The organism is Streptomyces sp. SID9727 (genome assembly GCF_010550605.1).
Taxonomy (GTDB): domain Bacteria; phylum Actinomycetota; class Actinomycetes; order Streptomycetales; family Streptomycetaceae; genus Streptomyces.
Window position 1 is genome coordinate 1 of record NZ_JAAGNI010000092.1, and the last position, 18,251, is coordinate 18,251.

The 18,251-nt window shown below is 72.6% G+C and carries 14 protein-coding genes and 1 pseudogene; 10 read left to right on the forward strand and 5 right to left on the reverse strand.

Annotated features, from left to right (window positions below):
* Positions 1-256, forward strand: a pseudogene (locus tag G3I41_RS05595) (cytochrome); the annotation flags it as partial.
* A gap of 10 nt (positions 257-266) precedes the next feature.
* On the opposite strand, the gene treY reads toward G3I41_RS05595, so the two are convergent.
* Both treY and glgX read right to left on the reverse strand, forming a co-directional pair.
* Positions 267-2,633 carry a malto-oligosyltrehalose synthase gene (gene treY / locus G3I41_RS05600; protein ID WP_164399193.1) on the reverse strand — a complete coding sequence of 789 codons (2,367 nt, stop codon included), beginning with the start codon at positions 2,631-2,633 and terminating at the stop codon, positions 267-269.
* 124 nt (positions 2,634-2,757) lie between these two features.
* Positions 2,758-4,920 carry a glycogen debranching protein GlgX gene (gene glgX / locus G3I41_RS05605; RefSeq protein WP_164399194.1) on the reverse strand — a complete coding sequence of 721 codons (2,163 nt, stop codon included), beginning with the start codon at positions 4,918-4,920 and terminating at the stop codon, positions 2,758-2,760.
* 364 nt (positions 4,921-5,284) lie between these two features.
* Between glgX and G3I41_RS05610 the strand changes: the two genes are divergently transcribed.
* Entirely contained in the window at positions 5,285-6,517 is a 1,233-nt protein-coding gene (locus G3I41_RS05610; RefSeq protein WP_164399195.1) for an SAV2148 family HEPN domain-containing protein, read from the forward strand.
* A 66-nt stretch (positions 6,518-6,583) separates the two neighbouring features.
* A complete protein-coding gene (locus G3I41_RS05615; RefSeq protein ID WP_164399196.1) occupies positions 6,584-7,312 on the forward strand; it encodes a 3'-5' exonuclease in 729 nt (242 codons plus the stop codon).
* 96 nt (positions 7,313-7,408) lie between these two features.
* On the opposite strand, the gene G3I41_RS05620 is transcribed toward G3I41_RS05615, so the two are convergent.
* Positions 7,409-8,275, reverse strand: a complete 867-nt coding sequence (locus G3I41_RS05620; RefSeq protein ID WP_164399197.1) for an aminoglycoside phosphotransferase family protein — start codon at positions 8,273-8,275, stop codon at positions 7,409-7,411.
* 125 nt (positions 8,276-8,400) lie between these two features.
* On the opposite strand from G3I41_RS05620, the gene G3I41_RS05625 reads away from it, so the two are divergent.
* From G3I41_RS05625 to G3I41_RS05635, 3 genes are read left to right on the forward strand one after another with little or no spacing between them, the layout of a single operon-like run.
* Positions 8,401-9,354, forward strand: coding sequence for a sugar ABC transporter permease (locus tag G3I41_RS05625; RefSeq protein WP_164399198.1), 954 nt, complete (start codon positions 8,401-8,403; stop codon positions 9,352-9,354).
* Positions 9,351-10,190, forward strand: coding sequence for a carbohydrate ABC transporter permease (locus G3I41_RS05630; RefSeq protein ID WP_164399199.1), 840 nt, complete (start codon positions 9,351-9,353; stop codon positions 10,188-10,190). The genes G3I41_RS05625 and G3I41_RS05630 overlap by 4 nt, the downstream gene beginning before the upstream one ends.
* A complete protein-coding gene (locus G3I41_RS05635) occupies positions 10,190-11,482 on the forward strand; it encodes a sugar ABC transporter substrate-binding protein (protein ID WP_164399200.1) in 1,293 nt (430 codons plus the stop codon). Before G3I41_RS05630 ends, G3I41_RS05635 begins: the two co-directional genes overlap by 1 nt.
* A gap of 55 nt (positions 11,483-11,537) precedes the next feature.
* Here G3I41_RS05635 and G3I41_RS05640 read toward each other — a convergent pair whose 3' ends face one another.
* Positions 11,538-13,829 (reverse strand): MMPL family transporter, encoded by a 2,292-nt coding sequence (locus G3I41_RS05640; protein ID WP_164399201.1) that lies wholly within the window; start codon positions 13,827-13,829, stop codon positions 11,538-11,540.
* A 358-nt stretch (positions 13,830-14,187) separates the two neighbouring features.
* Here G3I41_RS05640 and G3I41_RS05645 point away from each other — a divergent pair, with 358 nt between their 5' ends.
* Positions 14,188-15,390 carry a S8 family peptidase gene (locus G3I41_RS05645; RefSeq protein WP_164399202.1) on the forward strand — a complete coding sequence of 401 codons (1,203 nt, stop codon included), beginning with the start codon at positions 14,188-14,190 and terminating at the stop codon, positions 15,388-15,390.
* A 118-nt stretch (positions 15,391-15,508) separates the two neighbouring features.
* On the forward strand, positions 15,509-15,886 hold the full coding sequence (locus G3I41_RS05650; RefSeq protein ID WP_164399203.1) for a nuclear transport factor 2 family protein: 378 nt from the start codon (positions 15,509-15,511) through the stop codon (positions 15,884-15,886).
* Here G3I41_RS05650 and G3I41_RS05655 read toward each other — a convergent pair.
* Positions 15,880-16,719 (reverse strand): ATP-binding cassette domain-containing protein, encoded by an 840-nt coding sequence (locus tag G3I41_RS05655; RefSeq protein ID WP_164399204.1) that lies wholly within the window; start codon positions 16,717-16,719, stop codon positions 15,880-15,882. The two genes, G3I41_RS05650 and G3I41_RS05655, sit on opposite strands and share 7 nt — an antisense overlap.
* Before the next feature lie 138 nt (positions 16,720-16,857).
* Here G3I41_RS05655 and G3I41_RS05660 point away from each other — a divergent pair, with 138 nt between their 5' ends.
* Together G3I41_RS05660 and G3I41_RS05665 are read left to right on the forward strand one after the other, a co-directional pair.
* Positions 16,858-17,439, forward strand: a complete 582-nt coding sequence (locus tag G3I41_RS05660; protein ID WP_164399205.1) for a TIGR03086 family metal-binding protein — start codon at positions 16,858-16,860, stop codon at positions 17,437-17,439.
* 68 nt (positions 17,440-17,507) lie between these two features.
* Positions 17,508-18,140 (forward strand): DsbA family protein, encoded by a 633-nt coding sequence (locus tag G3I41_RS05665; RefSeq protein ID WP_164399206.1) that lies wholly within the window; start codon positions 17,508-17,510, stop codon positions 18,138-18,140.
* Positions 18,141-18,251: the final 111 nt, after the last annotated feature.

Consider the following 18,251-nt stretch of genomic DNA (forward strand, 5'->3'; position numbering starts at 1 on the left):
CGTCGGGGCGGCCGCGCGCGACCCGCAGCGGTTCGCGGCCCCGGACACCTTCGACCCGTTCCGCCCGGACCAGGACCGCACGCTGACCGGCCCGGCGGGCTGCCCGGCCGTGGCGCTCAGCCGCCTGGAGGCCGAGCAGGGCCTGCGCGCCCTGCTCGACGCGATGCCCCGGCTCCGCTGGGCGGAGGGCTTCCGCCCGGCCGCCACGGGCCTGCTGACCCGGGGCCCTAGCTCCCTCCTCGTCCGGCCGGGCTGAGCCGGGGCCCTCACCCCCGTACGAGCAACGCCACCGGCCGGTCCGCGAACAGCTCCGCCGCCTCCGCCGTGCCGCCCGTGAACGAGCGGCCCGGTGCGAGGAGGTCCCGCCACACGCCCTCGTCCGGCAGGGCCAGCCGCGTGCCCCGCCAGCCGCCCGACTCCGCGAGCCGCAGCGACAGCCGGGTCACCGCCGTCACGACCTCGCCCGAGCGGCAGAAGGCCACGCAGTGCGAGGCCGCCGGGCCCGAGGCGCGCAGCGGGGCGTACGTGCCCGACTCGCCGAACACCGCGGGCCGCTCCCGCCGCAGCCGCAGCACCACCTCCGTCAGCCCGGCCTTCTCGTCGGCGGGCGCGTCCGGCGACGGCTCCCGGAACGGCCGCCGGTTGTCCGGGTCGACCAGGGCCAGATAGGCGCGCTCGGTGCCCTGGTAGAGATCCGGCACCCCCGGCATCGTCAGGTGCACCAGTGCCGCGCCCAGCGCATGCGCCCGCACGTGCGCGGCGAGCGGGGCGGCGAACTCCTCCACGAGGGACCGTACCGGGCCGGTGTCCGCGGCCGGCCCGGCGGCCACGAAGTCCGACGCCATCCGCTCGTACACCGGATCCGGCTCCGTCCAGCTCGTGAACAGACCCGACTCGCGCACGGCCTTCAGCAACGCCGGCTCCAGCCGTGCCGCCCGCTCCTCCGCCGGGATGCCCGCGCAGCCGACCGCCGTCTGCCACGCCTGCCAGGCCAGCTGCGGATCGGGCGCGGCCTGGGCGGACCGCCCGAGCCCCGCCACCAGTCCCGCCCACCGTCCGGGGCACTGCGAGAGCACCGCGATGCCCGCCCGCACATCGGCGCTGCGCTTCGTGTCATGCGTCGTCAACGCGGTCCCGGTGGCGGGCCAGTCGCGCGCCAGGCGGGCGCAGAAGGCGTGGAAGTCCTCCGGCTCGACCGCCGGGTGCCCCGGGTCGCCGCCCACCTCGTTGGCCGAGATCAACGGCAGGTACCGGTAGTACGCCGTGTCCTCGACCGCCTTCGCCCGCAGCGCGGACGACGTCTGGGCGAACCGGGCGCAGAACGCCGCCCGGTCCGCGCCGCCACCGAGCCGCCCGAGCGCCAGGTCCCGCACCACGTCGACCGCCGACGCCTCCTCGCGTACCGCGAAGACCGCCTTGGCGTCGCTCACCGTCGTCGCGTCGAGCGTCGCCTCGGCGGCGTCGGAGCAGGGGCCGCCCGCCGTCACGTACGGGCGGTAGACCGGGACGCGGACCAGCAGCTCGCGGATGGCGGTGCGCAGGGCCCAGGGGGCGTGGTCGCGCAGCGCGGGGTCCCCGGCGCAGATCCGCGAGGCGAGGCGGGTCAGCAGCTCCGTCTCCGCCGCCAGTTCATGGGTGACGACGCGGTACGCGGCCCGGCGCACGGTCGCCGTCCAGTAGCCGCCCCGGTCGCCGGCCGGGGAGGCCGCCTCGCGGTAGTGGCCCAGCAGCTCGGCGGCGCCCTGGGGGTCGGTGAAGAGCCCGTCGATCCGGTACAGCGCGTCGTAGCCCGTGGTTCCGGCGACGGCCCAGCCGGCCGGCAGCCGCTCCGAGCCGGTGAGGATCTTCTCCACCACCGTCCACACCCCGCCGCTCTCCTCGGAGAGCCGTTCCAGATAGCCGGCCGGGTCGGCGAGACCGTCCGGGTGGTCGATCCGCAGACCGTCGACCACCCCGTCCCGGACCAGTTCGAGGATCTTGCCGTGGGTGGCGGCGAAGACCTCCGGGTCCTCCACCCGCACCCCGATCAGGTCCGCGATGGTGAAGAACCGCCGGTAGTTCAGCTCGGTACGGGCCAGCCGCCACCAGCCGAGCCGGTAGTGCTGGGCGTCCAGCAGCTCCGGGAGCGGGAGGCGGGCGGTGCCGGCCCGGAGCGGGAACTCCTGCTCGCCGTAGCGCAGCACCTCGCCGTCGACCCGCATCCGCTCCATCTCGTCACCGATCCGCCCGCCCAGCACCGGCAGCAGCATCCGCCCGTCGCCTGCCGCCCAGTCGATGTCGAACCAGCGGGCGTACCGGGACTCCGGCCCCTCGCGCAGCACCTCGCGCAGGGCGTGGTTGTGGACGGGGTCGGCCGCCATGTGGTTGGGCACGATGTCCAGGACCAGGCCGAGCCCGTGCTCCCGCGCGGTGCGCGCGAGGCGCCGCAGCCCCTCCTCGCCGCCCAGCTCGTTCCGCACCCGGCCGTGGTCGGTGACGTCGTAGCCGTGCCGGGAGCCCGGCACCGCTTCCAGGACCGGGGAGAGATGCAGATGGGAGACGCCGAGGGAGGCGAGGTACGGCACGGCGTCCTCGGCGGCGCGGAACGGGAACTCCGGCTGGAGCTGGAGACGGTACGTGGCGGTGGGCGTCATGGGACCTTCGTACCCACATCGGGGCCGCCTCTGTCACCCCGCCCCGCACAAGGGCCTGTCCGGCGGATCAGGGCCGGACAGGCCCCGGGCCACGACGGAGTGACACGGGCGGCCGCGCGACCGGTCAGGCCGGTCGTTGCAGCACCACCATGCTCCGGCCCACCAGCGTCACCCGATCGCCCGCCGCGACCTTCGGCCCGGCCCCGGGCAGCACCCCGGCCGGGCGCGCGGTGTCCACCACGGCGTGCCACTGCCGGCCGTGGTTCACGGGCACCGCGAATTCCAGGGTCTCGGCGCTCGCGTTGAACATCAGCAGGAACGAGTCGTCGGAGATCCGCTCCCCGCGCGGTCCCGGCTCCGAGATGGCGTTTCCGTTCAGGAAGACCGTGAGGGCCTTCGCGTGGGCGGCCTGCCAGTCCCGCTGGGTCATCTCCTGGCCCTCGGGGGTGAACCAGGCGATGTCGGACAGCTCGTCGTGCGTGCCCTCCACCGGGCGGCCGTGGAAGAACCTGCGGCGGCGGAAGACCGGGTGGTCGCGGCGGAGCCACACCATCGCCCGGGTGAATTCGAGCAGGCTCATGTCCTGCGCACCGTCGTCCGGCCCGCCGTCCTCGCCGTCCTCGCCCACCGCGGCGGCCGGCTCGGGCCAGTGCACCCACGACAGCTCGTTGTCCTGGCAGTAGGCGTTGTTGTTGCCCTGCTGGGTACGCCCGAACTCGTCGCCGTGGCTGAGCATCGGCACGCCCTGCGACAGCATCAGCGTGGCGGTGAAGTTGCGCATCTGACGCTCGCGCAGCTCCAGCACCTCGGTCCGGTCCGTCTCGCCCTCGGCGCCGCAGTTCCACGACCGGTTGTGGCTCTCGCCGTCCCGGTTGCCCTCGCCGTTTGCCTCGTTGTGCTTGTCGTTGTAGGAGACCAGGTCGTGCAGCGTGAAGCCGTCGTGGCAGGTCGTGAAGTTGATCGAGGCCAGCGGGCGCCGCCCGTCGTCCTGGTACAGGTCCGAGGACCCGGTCAGCCGCCCGGCGAACTCGGCCAGCGTCCGGGGCTCGCCCCGCCACAGGTCGCGGACCGTGTCCCGGTACTTGCCGTTCCACTCGGTCCACAGCGGCGGGAAGTTCCCCACCTGGTAGCCGCCCTCGCCCACGTCCCACGGCTCGGCGATCAGCTTCACCTGGCTGACCACCGGGTCCTGCTGCACCAGGTCGAAGAACGACGACAGCCGGTCCACTTCGTGGAACTGCCGGGCCAGCGTGGCCGCCAGGTCGAAGCGGAAGCCGTCCACATGCATCTCGGTCACCCAGTAGCGCAGCGAGTCCATGATCATCTGGAGCACGTGCGGCGACCGCATGAGCAGCGAGTTCCCGGTGCCCGTGGTGTCCATGTAATACCGCTGGTCGTCGGTCAGCCGGTAGTACGAGGCGTTGTCGAGCCCCCGGAAGGAGAGCGTGGGCCCGAGGTGGTTGCCCTCGGCGGTGTGGTTGTAGACCACGTCGAGGATGACCTCGATGCCCGCCTGGTGCAGGGCGCGCACGGCCTGCTTGAACTCCAGGACCTGCTCGCCCCGGTCGCCCCAGGAGGCGTACGCGTTGTGCGGGGCGAAGAAGCCGATCGTGTTGTAGCCCCAGTAGTTGGCGAGCCCCGCGTCCGCCAGCCGGTGGTCCTGCACGAACTGGTGCACCGGCATCAGCTCGATCGCGGTGACGCCCAGCTCCGTCAGGTGGGCGATGATCTCCGGATGCGCCAGCCCGGCGTAGGTGCCGCGCAGTTCCTTCGGCAGCCCCGGGTGGAGCATCGTCAGGCCCTTCACGTGAGCCTCGTAGATCACCGTGCGGTGGTAGTCCGTACGGGGGCGCCGGTCGTCGCCCCAGTCGAAGTAGGGGTTCACCACGACCGAGGTCATGGTGTGCGGCGCGGAGTCGAGGTCGTTGCGCGCGTCCGGCTTCCCGAACGGGTAGCCGTAAACCGCCTCGCCCCACGTGATCCGCCCGGACACCGCGCGAGCGTACGGGTCGAGCAGCAGCTTGGCGGAGTTGCACCGGATGCCGTGCTCCGGTTCGTACGGTCCGTGCACGCGGAAGCCGTAGCGCTGACCGGGCATCACCCCGGGCAGATACGCGTGCCGGACGAACGCGTCGGTCTCTCTCAGCTCCACCGCCGTCTCGGAACCGTCGTCGTGCAGCAGGCACAACTCGATTCGGTGGGCGGCCTCCGAGAAGACCGCGAAATTGGTCCCGGCGCCGTCGTACGTGGCACCGAGCGGGTACGCCTGTCCCGGCCACACCTGCATGGATTCGACTCTTCCCGTCCTGCCGCGGTCGCCCTGGGGGAATGCGGGCCGCCTCTCCCCGGCCCAGATCTTCCCCGAAAGAGCTCCCCTTACCTAGGACGTCGGCCGGTCGGTCAACCTCGTGCCTCTCCGTGTCGCCCGGAACCGGCCTCCGATCGCCTCCTGTCCGCGGCTGTCCGGTTCGCGGCCCTCACTGGGGTGTTTAATCCCTATGAATCCGCTCACTCCCGTCGAACCCGCCGACTGGAACACGTTTGCTTCCATGGGGAGTTGGTAAAGGAGCCTGCGCATCGGGCTGCACCGGCTCCCGCTCCCGGAGTACCCTTCCTTGATCGTTGGTGGGGGAGTGGAAGGCGGTGCGCGGGTGAGCTCGGGAGGGTTCGAGCTGCCCCCGGGTGACACGGGTCACGAGGGGGACGTGGCCGAGGTCCCGCCCGGGGCGGTATCGCTGGCGCAGCCCCTGGAGATCGGTGCGGAGCTGGACTGGGGCGCCGACGCCTGGAGCGAGGTGCGCATGCGCGCCCAGCGGGCCGGGCGCGCCTATATCTGGCTGAATCTGGTCGAACAGCGGCTGCGTGCCGTCGTCGCGGCGGTGCTCCGCCCGATCTACGAGCCCGTCCACGGCGAGGACTGGGTGGTGGCCGCCGCCGGGCCCGCCGGCCAGGAGTGGGTGCAGCGCGCGGTCGCCGTGCGCGAGGTCTCCCGCCGCAAGGGCTATCTGCTCGACCCGGCCGACGACAACGTCCTCAGCTTCCTCACGCTGCCCCAGCTCCGCGAACTGATGGTCCAGCACTGGCCCTGCTTCGAGCCGTACTTCGACGACCGCCGCGATGTCGAACTGGCGCTCGACGAGCTGGAGGTCGCCCGCAACGTCGTATCCCGGAACCGCGCCCTCAACGAGGCGGTGCTCGCCCAGGCCGAGCGGGCCTCCGCCCGGCTCCTGGAGATGCTCGGCAGCGGCGCGGGCGTGCCCTCCGCGGACCGGCTGCCGGTCGACGCCGTCGAGGAGCTGGTCGGCGACCGGTACGCGGACGTGGTCTCCGTCCACTCCGACCGGGTGCGCCTCCAGCGCCAGCTGCCCGCCGAGGACCTGTTCGGGGACGCCCGCCGACTCGACGCGATCGGCATCGGGCTCAACCTGCTGGTGCAGAACTTCTCCGGACGCCGCCTCATCCGGCTCGCCGAGTCGGGCTGCCGGATCCGGCTGCTCTTCATCAACCCGGCCAGCAGCGCGGTCAAGCGCCGCGAGCGGGAGCTCGGCCTGAAGAAGGGCGAGCTGAGCCGGTCCGTCGAGATGAACATCCTGCACACGCGCCGGGTGCGCGCGAAGCTCCGCGACCCGGACGCCTTCCAGATCCACGTCTTCGACGAGACCCCGCGCTTCACGGCCTACCTGGTGGACGGCGACGGGGCCGACGCGGTCGGGGTCGTCCAGACCTATCTGCGCAGGGCGCGCGGCATGGAGGCACCGGTGCTGGTGCTGCGCGGCGGCGGGCGTGCGGTGGTCCGGGCCGGGCAGGGGTACGAGCACGGGCTGTTCGAGACCTACCGCGAGGAGTTCGAGTCCGTGTGGACGGACTCCCGGCCGGTCTCCTGACGGCGTTGTCAGTGGCCCGTGCGAGGGTGGTCGTCATCCGGGGGAGCACCACGAAGGAGGTACGGGATGAGCTGGCACCGGCACGCACTGGTCGGCTTCGATCTGGAGACGACGGGGACGGACCCGCTGGAGGCCCGGATCGTGACGGCCGCGGTCATCGCGGTGGACGACCGGGACGGTGAGCCGGTGGCCCGGCACACCTGGCTGGCCGACCCGGGCATCCGCATCCCGGCCCAGGCGTCCGCGATCCACGGCATCAGCAGCGAGCGCGCGGCGGCGGAGGGCCGGCCCGCGCGCGAGGTGGCCGACGAGATCGCCGACACGCTGGCCGGCTACTGGCGCCGGGGCGTCCCGGTCGTCGCGTACAACGCCGCCTTCGACCTGACGCTGCTCACCGCCGAGTTGCACCGCCACGGACTGCCCCCGCTGGCCGACCGGCTGGGCGGCGCGCCCATCGGCCCCGTGGTCGACCCGTACACCATCGACCGGGCCGTCGACCGCTACCGCAAGGGCAAGCGCAACCTGGAGGCGGTCTGCGTCGAGTACGGCGTGATCCACGGCGGCGCCCACGACGCGGCGGCGGACGCACTGGCCGCGGTGCGCGTGGCCTACGCGATAGCCGCCCGTCACCGCGTCGTCGCCGAACTCCCGGCGGACGCCCTGCACGCCCGTCAGATCACCTGGCACGCGGAGTGGGCGGCGGACTTCCAGGACTTCCTCCGCCGCAAGGGCACCCCGGACGCGGTGGTGGACGGCCAGTGGCCGGTGAGGGAACCGGTACGCACGACGGCCTGAGCCGGGCGTCACGCCCGCGCGGTGAGGACCGCCGGATCAAGCCCGTCCGGCGATGGAGGACAAGCGCCGGCCCGCGCGCCGGGGGACCTCACCGGCTCAGAACGGATACCACCGCACCGAGGGGTCACCGTCCCGCAGCGACGCCACCCGGCGCCGGAACTCCGCCAGAGCGGCATCGTTCGAGGGCGCGTGCTGCGCCACCCACGCACAGCTCGCCGTCTCCCGCGCCCCTCGCAGCACCCCGCACCCGTCCCACTCGCGTACATCCCATCCGTACGCCTCGGTGAACGCGTCATACGCGTCGGCCGGCAGCCCGTACCGGTCGCGGGACAGCGCGAGGACCACCAGATCGTGCTCGCGCAGGTCCGAGGAGAAGGTCTCCAGGTCCACCAGGACCGGCCCGTCCGCCCCGACATGGACGTTGCGCGCCAGAGCGTCCCCGTGGATCGGCCCCGGCGGCAGATGCGGGACCAGCGCCGCGGCCGCCGCCGCGAACCCGTCGCGCCGCTCGCGCAGATACGCCGCGTCGGCCGGATCGATCGCGTCGCCCGCCAGCAGCAGCCACCGTTCGACACCGCCCAGCAGCTCCCGGTGCGGCAGCGCGAAGTCCTCCGGCACGGGCAGCGCGTGGACGGCGGCCAGCAGGGGGGCCAGGTCGCGCGGCTCGGCGGGCCGCACCGCCTCGGGCAGCCGGTGCCACACGGTCACCGGGTGACCCCCGACCAGCCGGGCCCCGTCCTCGGCCGCCCGGACGGCGGGGACCCCGGACGCCGCGAGCCACCGGGCGACGGACACCTCGCGCCCGGCCCGCTCCAGCAGCTCGGGGTGGCGTACGGCGTCCCGGCCGATCTTGACGACGAGGCCGTCGGCCGTGAACACCGCGTTCTCGCCGAGCGCCAGCAGCTCCGCGCTCCCGGGGAACCCGGCGGCGGCCAGCACCTCGCGCGCTTCCATCTCGTTCATGGTCCGATTTTCGCATCCGTGCAGGTTGCCTTGACGAACCGGCGGCCCGTCAGCACGATGACGGAGGCCACCTGAGCGGCCAGAGCGGCAAGTAGCCGGTCGAACAACGCAAAGGGGGCGTCAGCATGACATTGGCGAGTGCAACCGTAGGATCCGGGCGCCACGGGCCGCCGGGCAAGCGCACGGGCAAGCGCACGGACGGCCGGCTCGACCGGGGCGCCGGCACCTGGTTCCTGGTCCTGCCCGCCCTGATCCCGATCCTGGTCCTGAGTGTCGGCCCGCTGCTCTACGGCATCGCGCTCGCCTTCACCGACGCCCAGTCCGGCCGCACCCGCGCCACGCAGTGGACCGGCGCGCTGAACTTCCAGGACCTGCTGCACGACGGGCTGTTCTGGGAGTCGTTCCGGATCGGCCTGGTGTGGGCGGTCGGCGTCACCGTCCCCCAGTTCGTGCTGGCCCTCGGCCTCGCGCTGCTGCTCAACGAGAACCTGCGGATGCGCTGGCTGGCCCGGGCCCTGGCGATCATCCCGTGGGCGATGCCCGAGGTCGTCGTCGGCATCATGTGGCGGCTCGTCTACAACCCGGACGCCGGCATCCTCAACGAGACCATCCGCGACCTCGGGCTCGGGGACGGCCGGGACTGGCTGACCGGGCTCGCGACCGCGCTGCCCGCCGTGATCGTCGTCGGCGTCTGGTCCGGGATGCCGCAGACCACGGTCGCCCTGCTGGCCGGGCTCCAGAACACCCCGCACGAACTCCACGAGGCCGCCGCGCTGGACGGTGCGGGCGCCTGGCGCCGGTTCCGCACGGTGACCTGGCCCGCCATCAGACCGGTCGCCCTCTCCATCACCGCGCTCAACTTCATCTGGAACTTCAACTCCTTCGCCCTGGTCTACGTCCTGACCAACGGCGGCCCCGGCGGCCGGACCCGGCTGCCGATGCTCTTCGCGTACGAGGAGGCGTTCCGCTACGGGCAGTTCGGCTACGCCGCCGCGATGGGCTGTGTGATGGTCGCGGTGATCTCCGTGATCCTCGCCGTCTATCTCGCCGGGCGGCTCAGGGGAGGCGACGACCGATGAGCACGCGCACCAAACGGTCCGTGCGCGCCGGGCAGTACGTGGCGCTGCTGTGCTACCTGGTCTTCCTGGCGTTCCCCTTCCTGTGGCTGATCTCCACCGCCTTCAAACCCGCCCCCGAGCTGGGCTCCCTGCACCCGACCTGGATTCCGCACCACCCGACGCTGGACAACTTCCGGCAGGCGTTCGACGAGCAGCCGCTGCTGCGGGCCACCGCCAACTCGCTGATCGCCGCTCTCTCGGCCGGGCTGATCGCCGTCCTGATCGCGACCCCGATGGCCTATGTGATGGCCCGCCACCGCACCCGTCTCGCCACGGCCGCCACCGGGTGGGTGGTGGTCAGCCAGGCGTTCCCCTTCGTCCTCCTCATCATTCCGCTCTTCCTGGTCCTGAAGAACCTGCACCTGATCAACACCCTCTGGGGCCTGATCCTGGTCTACGTGGTGTGGGCGCTACCCTTCGCGCTGTGGATGCTCGTCGGTTACGTGCGGGCCGTGCCGCGCGAGCTGGAGGAGGCGGCGGCGGTCGACGGGGCCGGGCGGCTGCGGACGCTGGTCTCGGTCACCGCCCCGCTGCTGGCCCCGGGGATCGTCGCCACGGCGCTCTTCGCGTTCATCACCGCGTGGAACGAGTTCTTCTTCGCGCTCGTCCTCCTCAAGACCCCGGAGAAGCAGACGTTGCCGGTCGTACTGACGCACTTCCTCGGCGCCGAGGGCGCCGCCGACCTGGGACCGCTCGCCGCCGCCGCGTTCCTCGCCACCCTCCCCTCGCTCGTGCTGTTCGCCGTGATCCAGCGGCGGATCACCGGCGGCATGCTGGCCGGGGCGGTGAAGAACTGATGCGCGCGCTGGTCCGTACGGCGGCCGCGACGGCCACCGCGCTCGCCCTGCTGCTCACCGGCTGCGGCGGGAACGATGACGGCGACGCGGACGGGAAGGTCACTCTCCGCTTCCAGTCGCTGGCCTGGCAGAAGGAGTCCGTCGACATCAACAAGCAGCTGGTGAAGGAGTGGAACGCGGCCCACCCCGACGTCCGGGTCGAGTACGTCCAGGGCAGCTGGGACAGCGTCCACGACCAGCTCCTGACCTCCTTCGAAGGAGGTGAGGCGCCCGACATCATCCACGACGCGTCCGACGACCTGGCCGACTTCGCGTACGGCGGCTACCTCGCCGACCTCCGCCCCCTCCTCCCGGACGCGCTGACCGACGGCATCCCGCGCAACAGCTGGGAGACGGCCACCTTCGACGGCGGGGTGTACGGCGTGCCCTTCCTCCAGGAACCCCGCGTCCTGATCGCCAACACCAAGATCCTCAAGGAGTCCGGGGTCCGCATCCCCACCGCCGAGAAGCCGTGGAGCTGGGCGGAGTTCCGCAGGGTGACCGAGGAGCTGACCGGCGAGGGCCGTTACGGGGTCGCCTGGCCGCTCAAGGAGCCCGTCTCCGTCACCCTCAACCTGGGCCTCTCGGCGGGCGGCGAGCTCTTCCACCGGGGCGCCGACGGCAAGGTGACCGTCGCGATGGGGGAGGGCGACCAGGTCGTCCCGGGCACCATCCACGACCAGGTCAACACCGACCACAGCGCCGCCCGCACCGCGCTCGGCATGGGCGGCGGCGACACCCTGCCCGGCTTCTTCGGCGGCAAGTACGCGATGGTGCCGCTCGGGTTCTCGTACCGCCAGCAGGTCGTCGAGCAGGCCCCGAAGGGCTTCGAGTGGACGGTGCTGCCCGCCCCGGCGGGCCGGGACGGGCTGGCGCAGGGGGTCAGTCCCCAGACCCTGTCCGTCGCCGAGGACAGCCCGCACAAGAAGGAGGCCGTGCGGTTCATCGACTTCCTGCTCAAGCCCGCCAACATGGTGCGCCTGGCCAAGGGGGACTGGATGCTGCCCACCGGTACCGAGGCGCTGGCCGACCCCTCCCTGCACACCGCGGACCGGGGCTGGGCGACCGGCGCCGCGCTCGCCGGGTCGCTGCGGTCGGCCCCGGCCCAGTCGGTGCGCGGCTACCCCGAGTGGAAGGACAAGGTGGCGACGCCCGCGTTCCAGGAGTACTACAGCGGGGCGATCGACGCGGCCGAGCTGAGGAAGCGCCTGGTGACCGATGGCAACCGGGTCCTGGCCCGCTACCAGCGCTGAACGGCGTGGGCCCTCCTCCCGGCGGTCCGGGAGGAGGGCCCACGTACAGCGGGGGTCAGACGCCGACCGGCTCCGGCTCCTCGCCGCCGCGCGCCGGTGCGGAGAGGGCCGGCTCGTCGTCGTACGACTCGTCGTGCGTCAGGTCCGGCAGCCACCGCAGCCACTTCGGGAAGTACCAGTTGCGGTCGCCCAGCAGGGCCATCGCCGCCGGGAGCAGCACCCCGCGGATGATCGTCGCGTCGATCAGCACGGCGGCCGCCAGGCCGACGCCCATCTGCTTCATGGACTGCATCGAGAGCGTCCCGAAGATCGCGAACACGGCGACCATGATCACGGCGGCGCTGGTGACGACCCCGGCCGTGGTGACCACGCCGTGGGCGATGGCGTCCCGGGTGTTGCGGCCCTGGAGACGGGCCTCACGGATCCGGGAGACCACGAACACGTGGTAGTCCATCGAGAGCCCGAAGAGGATGACGAAGAGGAACAGCGGCAGCCAGGACATGATCGCGCCGATGCCCTCCGCGCCGACCAGTGAGGCGCCCCAGCCGTGCTGGAAGACCGCCGTCAGGATGCCGTAGGCGGCGCTCACCGAGAGCAGGTTGAGGATGATCGAGGTGATGGCCACCGTCAGCGACCGGAAGCAGAGCAGCATCAGCAGGAAGGCGAAGACGACCACGAAGGCGAAGATCGGCACGACCGAGCCGACGAGCTGGTCGTTGAAGTCCTTCGACCCGGCGACCTGCCCGGTGATCGGCGCCTCCACCCCGTCGACCTTGCCGAGGGTCGCCGGACGCACGGTGTCCCGCAGCAGGTCCAGGCTCTTCTCGGCCGCGGCCTGGTCCGAACCGCCGACCAGCGGTACGTCGAGGACCGCGACGTTCTCCGCGTCGTGCGTCACGATGTCCACCGGGCCCTTGGAGGCGCCCGAGGAGACGGCCTGCCTGCGGAACTCCTCCAGTGCCTGGCGCACCGGAGCGGCGCCGATGTCGTCGGCCCGCACCACGACCTGGGCCGGATCGGCGCCCCCGGGGAACGCCTCGTTCAGCCGGTCGTAGGTCCGCACGATCGGCATCGAGTCGCCGAACTCCTGGTCCAGGGTGAGGTTCTGGGTGTGCATGCCGAGCGCGGGCAGGGCGATCGCGGCGAGCGCTCCGGCGGCGACCACGAGCGCGGTCCACGGGCGGCGCAGCACAGCGGTGAGCACCGCGCGCCAGACACGGCTCTCGCCGTCGGCGCCGCCCCGCTCCGAGCGCTTCAGGCGGTTCAGGAACGGCACCCGCCCCTTCTCGACCCGCTCGCCGAGCAGCGAGAGGAGTGCGGGCAGCACGGTGACCGAGCCGACCATGGCGACGGCGACGACCATCAGCGAGGCCAGGCCCATGGCCTCGAACTCCTCGATGCCGGTGAAGAGCATGCCCGCCATCGCGACGCAGACCGTCACGCCGGAGACGATGACGGCGCGCCCGCTGGTCGCGGCGGCGATCATCAGCGCGGTCCGGGCGTCCCGTCCCTTGGCCCGCTCCTCGCGCTCCCGGCGCAGATAGAACAGGCAGTAGTCGACGCCCACGGCCAGACCCACCAGCAGCATCACCGAGTTGGCGGCGTCGCTCATCGGCTGGAAGTGGCTCACCACCCCCATCAGGCCCAGGGTCGCCATGATCGCGGTGAGCGCCAGGGCGACCGGGAGCAGGGCCGCGACCAGCGCGCCGAAGGCGATGAGCAGGATGCCGAGCGCGACCGGCACGGCGGAGAGTTCGGCCCGCTGGAAGTCGCTCCCGAAGGCGTCGTCGAAGGTCTTGCCCATGCTGGCGCCGCCGATCTCCTCGATCAGCAGCCCGTCGTGCGCGCCGTCCACCTTCGCGACGGCTTCCAGCACGGGTGCGACGCGCTCGCTCGCCGTCTCGGGGTCGCCCCTCATCTCGAACTGCACGAGCGCGCTGTGCCCGTCGGCCGAAATGGCCTTGGTGGTGTAGGGCGAGGTGACGGCGGCGACCTCACCGGTGTCCTGCACGGCCTCGATGACGTCCTTGACGGCCGCCCGGAACCCGGCCGACCCGGCCACGGCCCCGTTCTCGCCCTCCGACTGGATGAGCACGGTCTCACCGGCCGGGTCCTTGAGCCCCGCGTCCTCGATGATCTGCCCGGCCCGGCCCACCTCGCCGGACATCTGCTCGCTCTCCTTGACGTCGACCCGGCCGGCCGCGGAGCCGAGGCCCATGGCCAGAACGACGAACAGCACCCAGATCGTCACCGCCGCCCAGCGGTGCCGGGCACTCCAGCCGCCTGCCCGGGCGGCCACACCCCGCACCCGCGGCCCCCGCGTCGGCGCCGCATCCACATTCCCCATGACGGGTCTGCCCCCTCGTGACCGGCACCAGCCCATCGCCGCCGCCTTCCGATTCGAAGGTAGGGGCGGCATAAGGCGAGATCGTCATGCTCTCCGGCGAGCCGGGCGGGCCTCCTCTCCGCCCTGAGGATGGGGGATGCCCCCGAGAAGAAGGATCCAAGCCCCTTACACGTAAAGGTGATCGTCGTATCGAGGGGCTCCTGCGACCGTCGTGTGACGAAAGGTTGGCGAGTGCGTCGGAGCTGTAGGGAGGTATTGATCTGCGCGCGTCAATCGGCCAGGGTTTCGAGTCAACCCCCGGAGATCTTCCGGCCGGAGGTCAATCCCCCCACAAAGAATGACGAGGAGACCCCTCTTCATGGCCATTCACAAGCGCGCACGCCGGTTCAAGCTGACCGCCTCCATCACCGCGGTCGCGGCCGCCGCCGGCGTGACCCTGCTGGGCACCCCGTTCGCCGGAGCGACACCCGCTCCGGCCATGGGCAAGGTCTACGGTGCCGACGCGGCGACCGCGGTCGCCGGCAGCTACATCGTGATGCTGGACCAGAAGGCGGACAAGGCGGAGCTCGCCGAGGAGTACGGCGGAAAGCTGAAGCGCAACTACAGTTCCGCCATCAACGGCTTCTCAGCCAGCGGCCTTTCGGAGACCGAGGCCAAGCGGCTCGCCGCCGACCCGGCCGTCTCCAAGGTCGTCCAGAACAAGAAGTTCCACATCGACGCCACCCAGGACAACCCGCCGTCCTGGGGGCTGGACCGCATCGACCAGACGGAGACCGCCGGCGACAACGCGTACACCTACCCGGACAGCGCGGGCGAGGGCGTCACCGCATACGTCATCGACACCGGGGTCCGCACCACCCACGAGGAGTTCGGGGGCCGCGCCAGCTCCGGATTCGACGCCGTCGACAACGACGACAGCGCCGACGACGGCAACGGCCACGGCACCCACGTGGCCGGCACCATAGCCGGGTCCACGTACGGCGTCGCCAAGAAGGCCAAGATCGTCGCCGTCCGCGTCCTGGACGACTCCGGCTCCGGCACCACCGAGCAGGTCGTCGCCGGCATCGACTGGGTCACCGAGCACCACCAGGGCCCGTCCGTCGCCAACATGAGCCTGGGCGGCGGCGCCGACGAAGCGCTCGACGCGGCGGTCCAGAAGGCCATCGCCTCCGGCGTCACCTTCGCGGTCGCCGCCGGCAACGAGTCGAGCGACGCGGGGGAGGGCTCCCCGTCCCGCGTCCCCGAGGCCATCACCGTCGCCTCGTCCACCGTGGACGACGAGCAGTCCTCGTTCTCCAACTACGGCTCGGTCGTGGACCTCTACGCCCCCGGCTCCGACATCACCTCGTCCTGGAACGACAGCGACACCGGGTCCCACACCATCTCCGGTACGTCGATGGCGACCCCCCACGTCGTCGGCGCCGCCGCCGTCTACCTGGCCGGGCACCCGGACGCCACTCCGGCCGAGGTCGCCACGGCCCTGACCGACGGGGCGACCCCGGACGCGATCGGCAACGCCACCACCGGCACCGCGAACAAGCTGCTGAAGATCGTCGAGTAACAGCAGCGCCACCCGCCGGCGGCCACCGCGCTCTCCCCCACGGGGCGCGGCGGCCGCGCGGTGCGTGATGCCCGTTCTACGCTTGGCCCATGACGACCGAGACGGGCGGGAGACGGGCATGACCGAGCCGGCGCGGGGCGTGGCCGCGGCCATCGAGGGCGAGCTCCGGCTCCTGGACCCCCTCGTCCGGGCCTCCGCCGACCTCCTCGACCAGGTGCTGCACCCCGACTACCGGGAGGTGGACACCACCGGCCGCCACTGGGACCGGGACACGATCATCGACGTGCTCGTCTCGGGGCGGGCTCCGGGCCCCGGCCGGCTCACCGCCTCACGCATGCGCGCCATCCACCTCGCCGACGAGCTCGTCCACCTCACCTTCGACACCGAGGCCAAGGGCAGGCGCGCCCACCGCAGTTCGCTCTGGCGCCGCACCGCGGCCGGCTGGCTCCTCTACTACCACCAGGCCACACCCTTCGAGGCAGCGCCCGGCTACTGAGCCCGCGGCGTCCGCCGCGCCCGGGCCGCCCACCGGCCGTCCGTCCGGCTGATGCGGACCGGGTGGCCGAAGCACTCGCTGACCAGGTCCGTGGTCAGCACCTCGTCCGCCGCGCCCGAGGCCAGACACCGCCCGCCGCGCAGCAGCATCGCGTGCGTGGTGGAGGCGGGCAGCTCCTCCAGATGATGGGTCACCAGCACGGTCGCCAGCTCCGGATGCTCCGCGCGCAACGCGTCCAGGCTGTCCAGCAGCTGTTCCCGGGCGGCCAGGTCGAGCCCGGTCGCCGGCTCGTCGAGCAGCAGCAGCCGGGGCTGCGGCATCAGGGCCCGGGCGATCAGCGTCCGGCCGCGCTCACCCTGCGACAGGGCCGGCCAGCGCGACCCCGTCTTGCCGCCCATCCCGAGCATCGTCAGCAGCCGCTCCGCCCGCTCCCGCTGCCCCGGACCCGGCGACCAGCGCGGCACCGGCTCGACCGAGTTCGTCAGCCCGGTCAGCACCACCTCGGCCACCGTCAGCGGGGAACGCAGCGGATGGCGCGGATTGACGTGGCCGAGCAGCGTCCGCAGCTCCCGCAGGTCCACCCGCCCCAACGTGCGGCCCAGCACCTCGACCGAACCCCGCGTCGGATGCGTCACCGCTCCGAGCAGCCCGAGCAGCGTGCTCTTGCCCGCCCCGTTCGCGCCGAGCAGCGCCCAGTGCTCCCCGCCGCGCACGGTGAGCGAGACCGCGTCGAGCAGGACGTTGCCGTCGCGCACGAGCGAGACCCCGTCCGCCCGGATCACCGGGACCGGGGCCGTGACGACGGACGGGGACAGGGGGGCGGTGGTGGTCACGTGCGGCTGCTCCTTCGTACGGGCGCGAGCGCTCGTCCGCGCACCGGAAAGCCTATCCGTGGCCCGTACACCCGTCGCGCCCGGCACCTGTCGCCTTTCTTCAAGACCGGCCCCCCGCGCCTGCCTAGGTTGGGGTGCATGAAGACCGAGCACGCCCACATGACCGAATGCGCCGCCGAGGCCGCCCGCGTGGCCCGGGGCGTCACCGCACCGCAGCTGGACGCCACCGCCACCCCCTGCGCGGACTGGGACCTGCGCACCCTCATCAACCACTGGGTCCTCTACACCTCGCACGGCATGGAGCACCGCGCCCGGCGCACCGAGCTCCCCGAGGAGCTGATCGCCCGCGACTTCACCGCCGACGCCGACTGGGCCGACCGGTACGCCGACCGGCTCGACCGGGCCGTCGCCGCCTGGTCCGACCCCTCCGTCTGGGAGGGCACCATCGGCGAGGGCGACTCCGCATCCCCGGCCGCCGACACCGCCGCGATGCTCATCGAGGAGATCGCACTGCACGGCTGGGACGTGGCCCGGGCCACCGGCCAGGAGTTCCGGATCTCCGAGGAGGCCGCCGCGTACATCCTGGCCACCGTCGAGAAGACCGCCGCGCTCTACCGCCAGTACGAGGGGTTCACCGAGGAGGTGGACCTCCCCGGCGCCACCGGGTTCCCCCGCGCACTGGCGCTGAGCGGGCGCGACCCGCAGTGGAGCGCGGGCTGAGAATGGCCCAGGCGGACGGGGGCCGAATGGCCCGGGGGAGTGCGCCACCGGCTGGCTAGGCTCCCCCCATGACCACTCACCCCGCCCCGGAACCGGGCAGGCCGGTCGTCGACCTCTACTTCGACCCGGCCTGCCCGTTCGCCTGGATCACCTCCCGCTGGCTGCTGGAGGTGGAGCAGCACCGCGACATCGAGCTGCGCTTCCACGTCATGAGCCTCTACCTGCACAACACCGGCAACGAACTCCCCGACTGGTACCGGGATCTGGTCGACCGGTCGATCGGCCCCGTCCGGGTCGCCGCCGCCGCGGCCGAGGAGCGCGGCGAGGAGATCCTGCGCGACCTCTACACCGCCCTCGGCAGCCGCATCCACCAGCGGAAGAACGAGGACTTCGACCAGGTCGTCGCCGAGGCCCTCGCCGAACTCGGCCTGCCCGCACGCCTCGCGCAGGCCGCGCACGACGAGGCGTACGACGAGGCCGTACGGCGCAGCCACGAGGCCGGACGGGACCCGGAAGCCGGCGGCTACGTGGGCACGCCCACCCTCCACGTCGACGGGACGGTGTGGTTCGGCCCGGTGCTGCGGGCGATCCCGCGCGGCGAGGAGGCGGCCCGGCTCTTCGACAGCTTCCGGGTGCTCGCCGGCCACGCCGACTTCTTCGAGCTGAAGCGCACCCGGACCGGCGGCATCGACGTCGGCTGAGCCGGGACCGCCGCGCCGCCCGCCTCAGGCGCTGACCGCGACCGGCCGCGACGCCGCCGCGTTCGCCTCGTCGTACCGGTCGAGCAGCAGCCGGGCCAGCTCCGGGGCCGG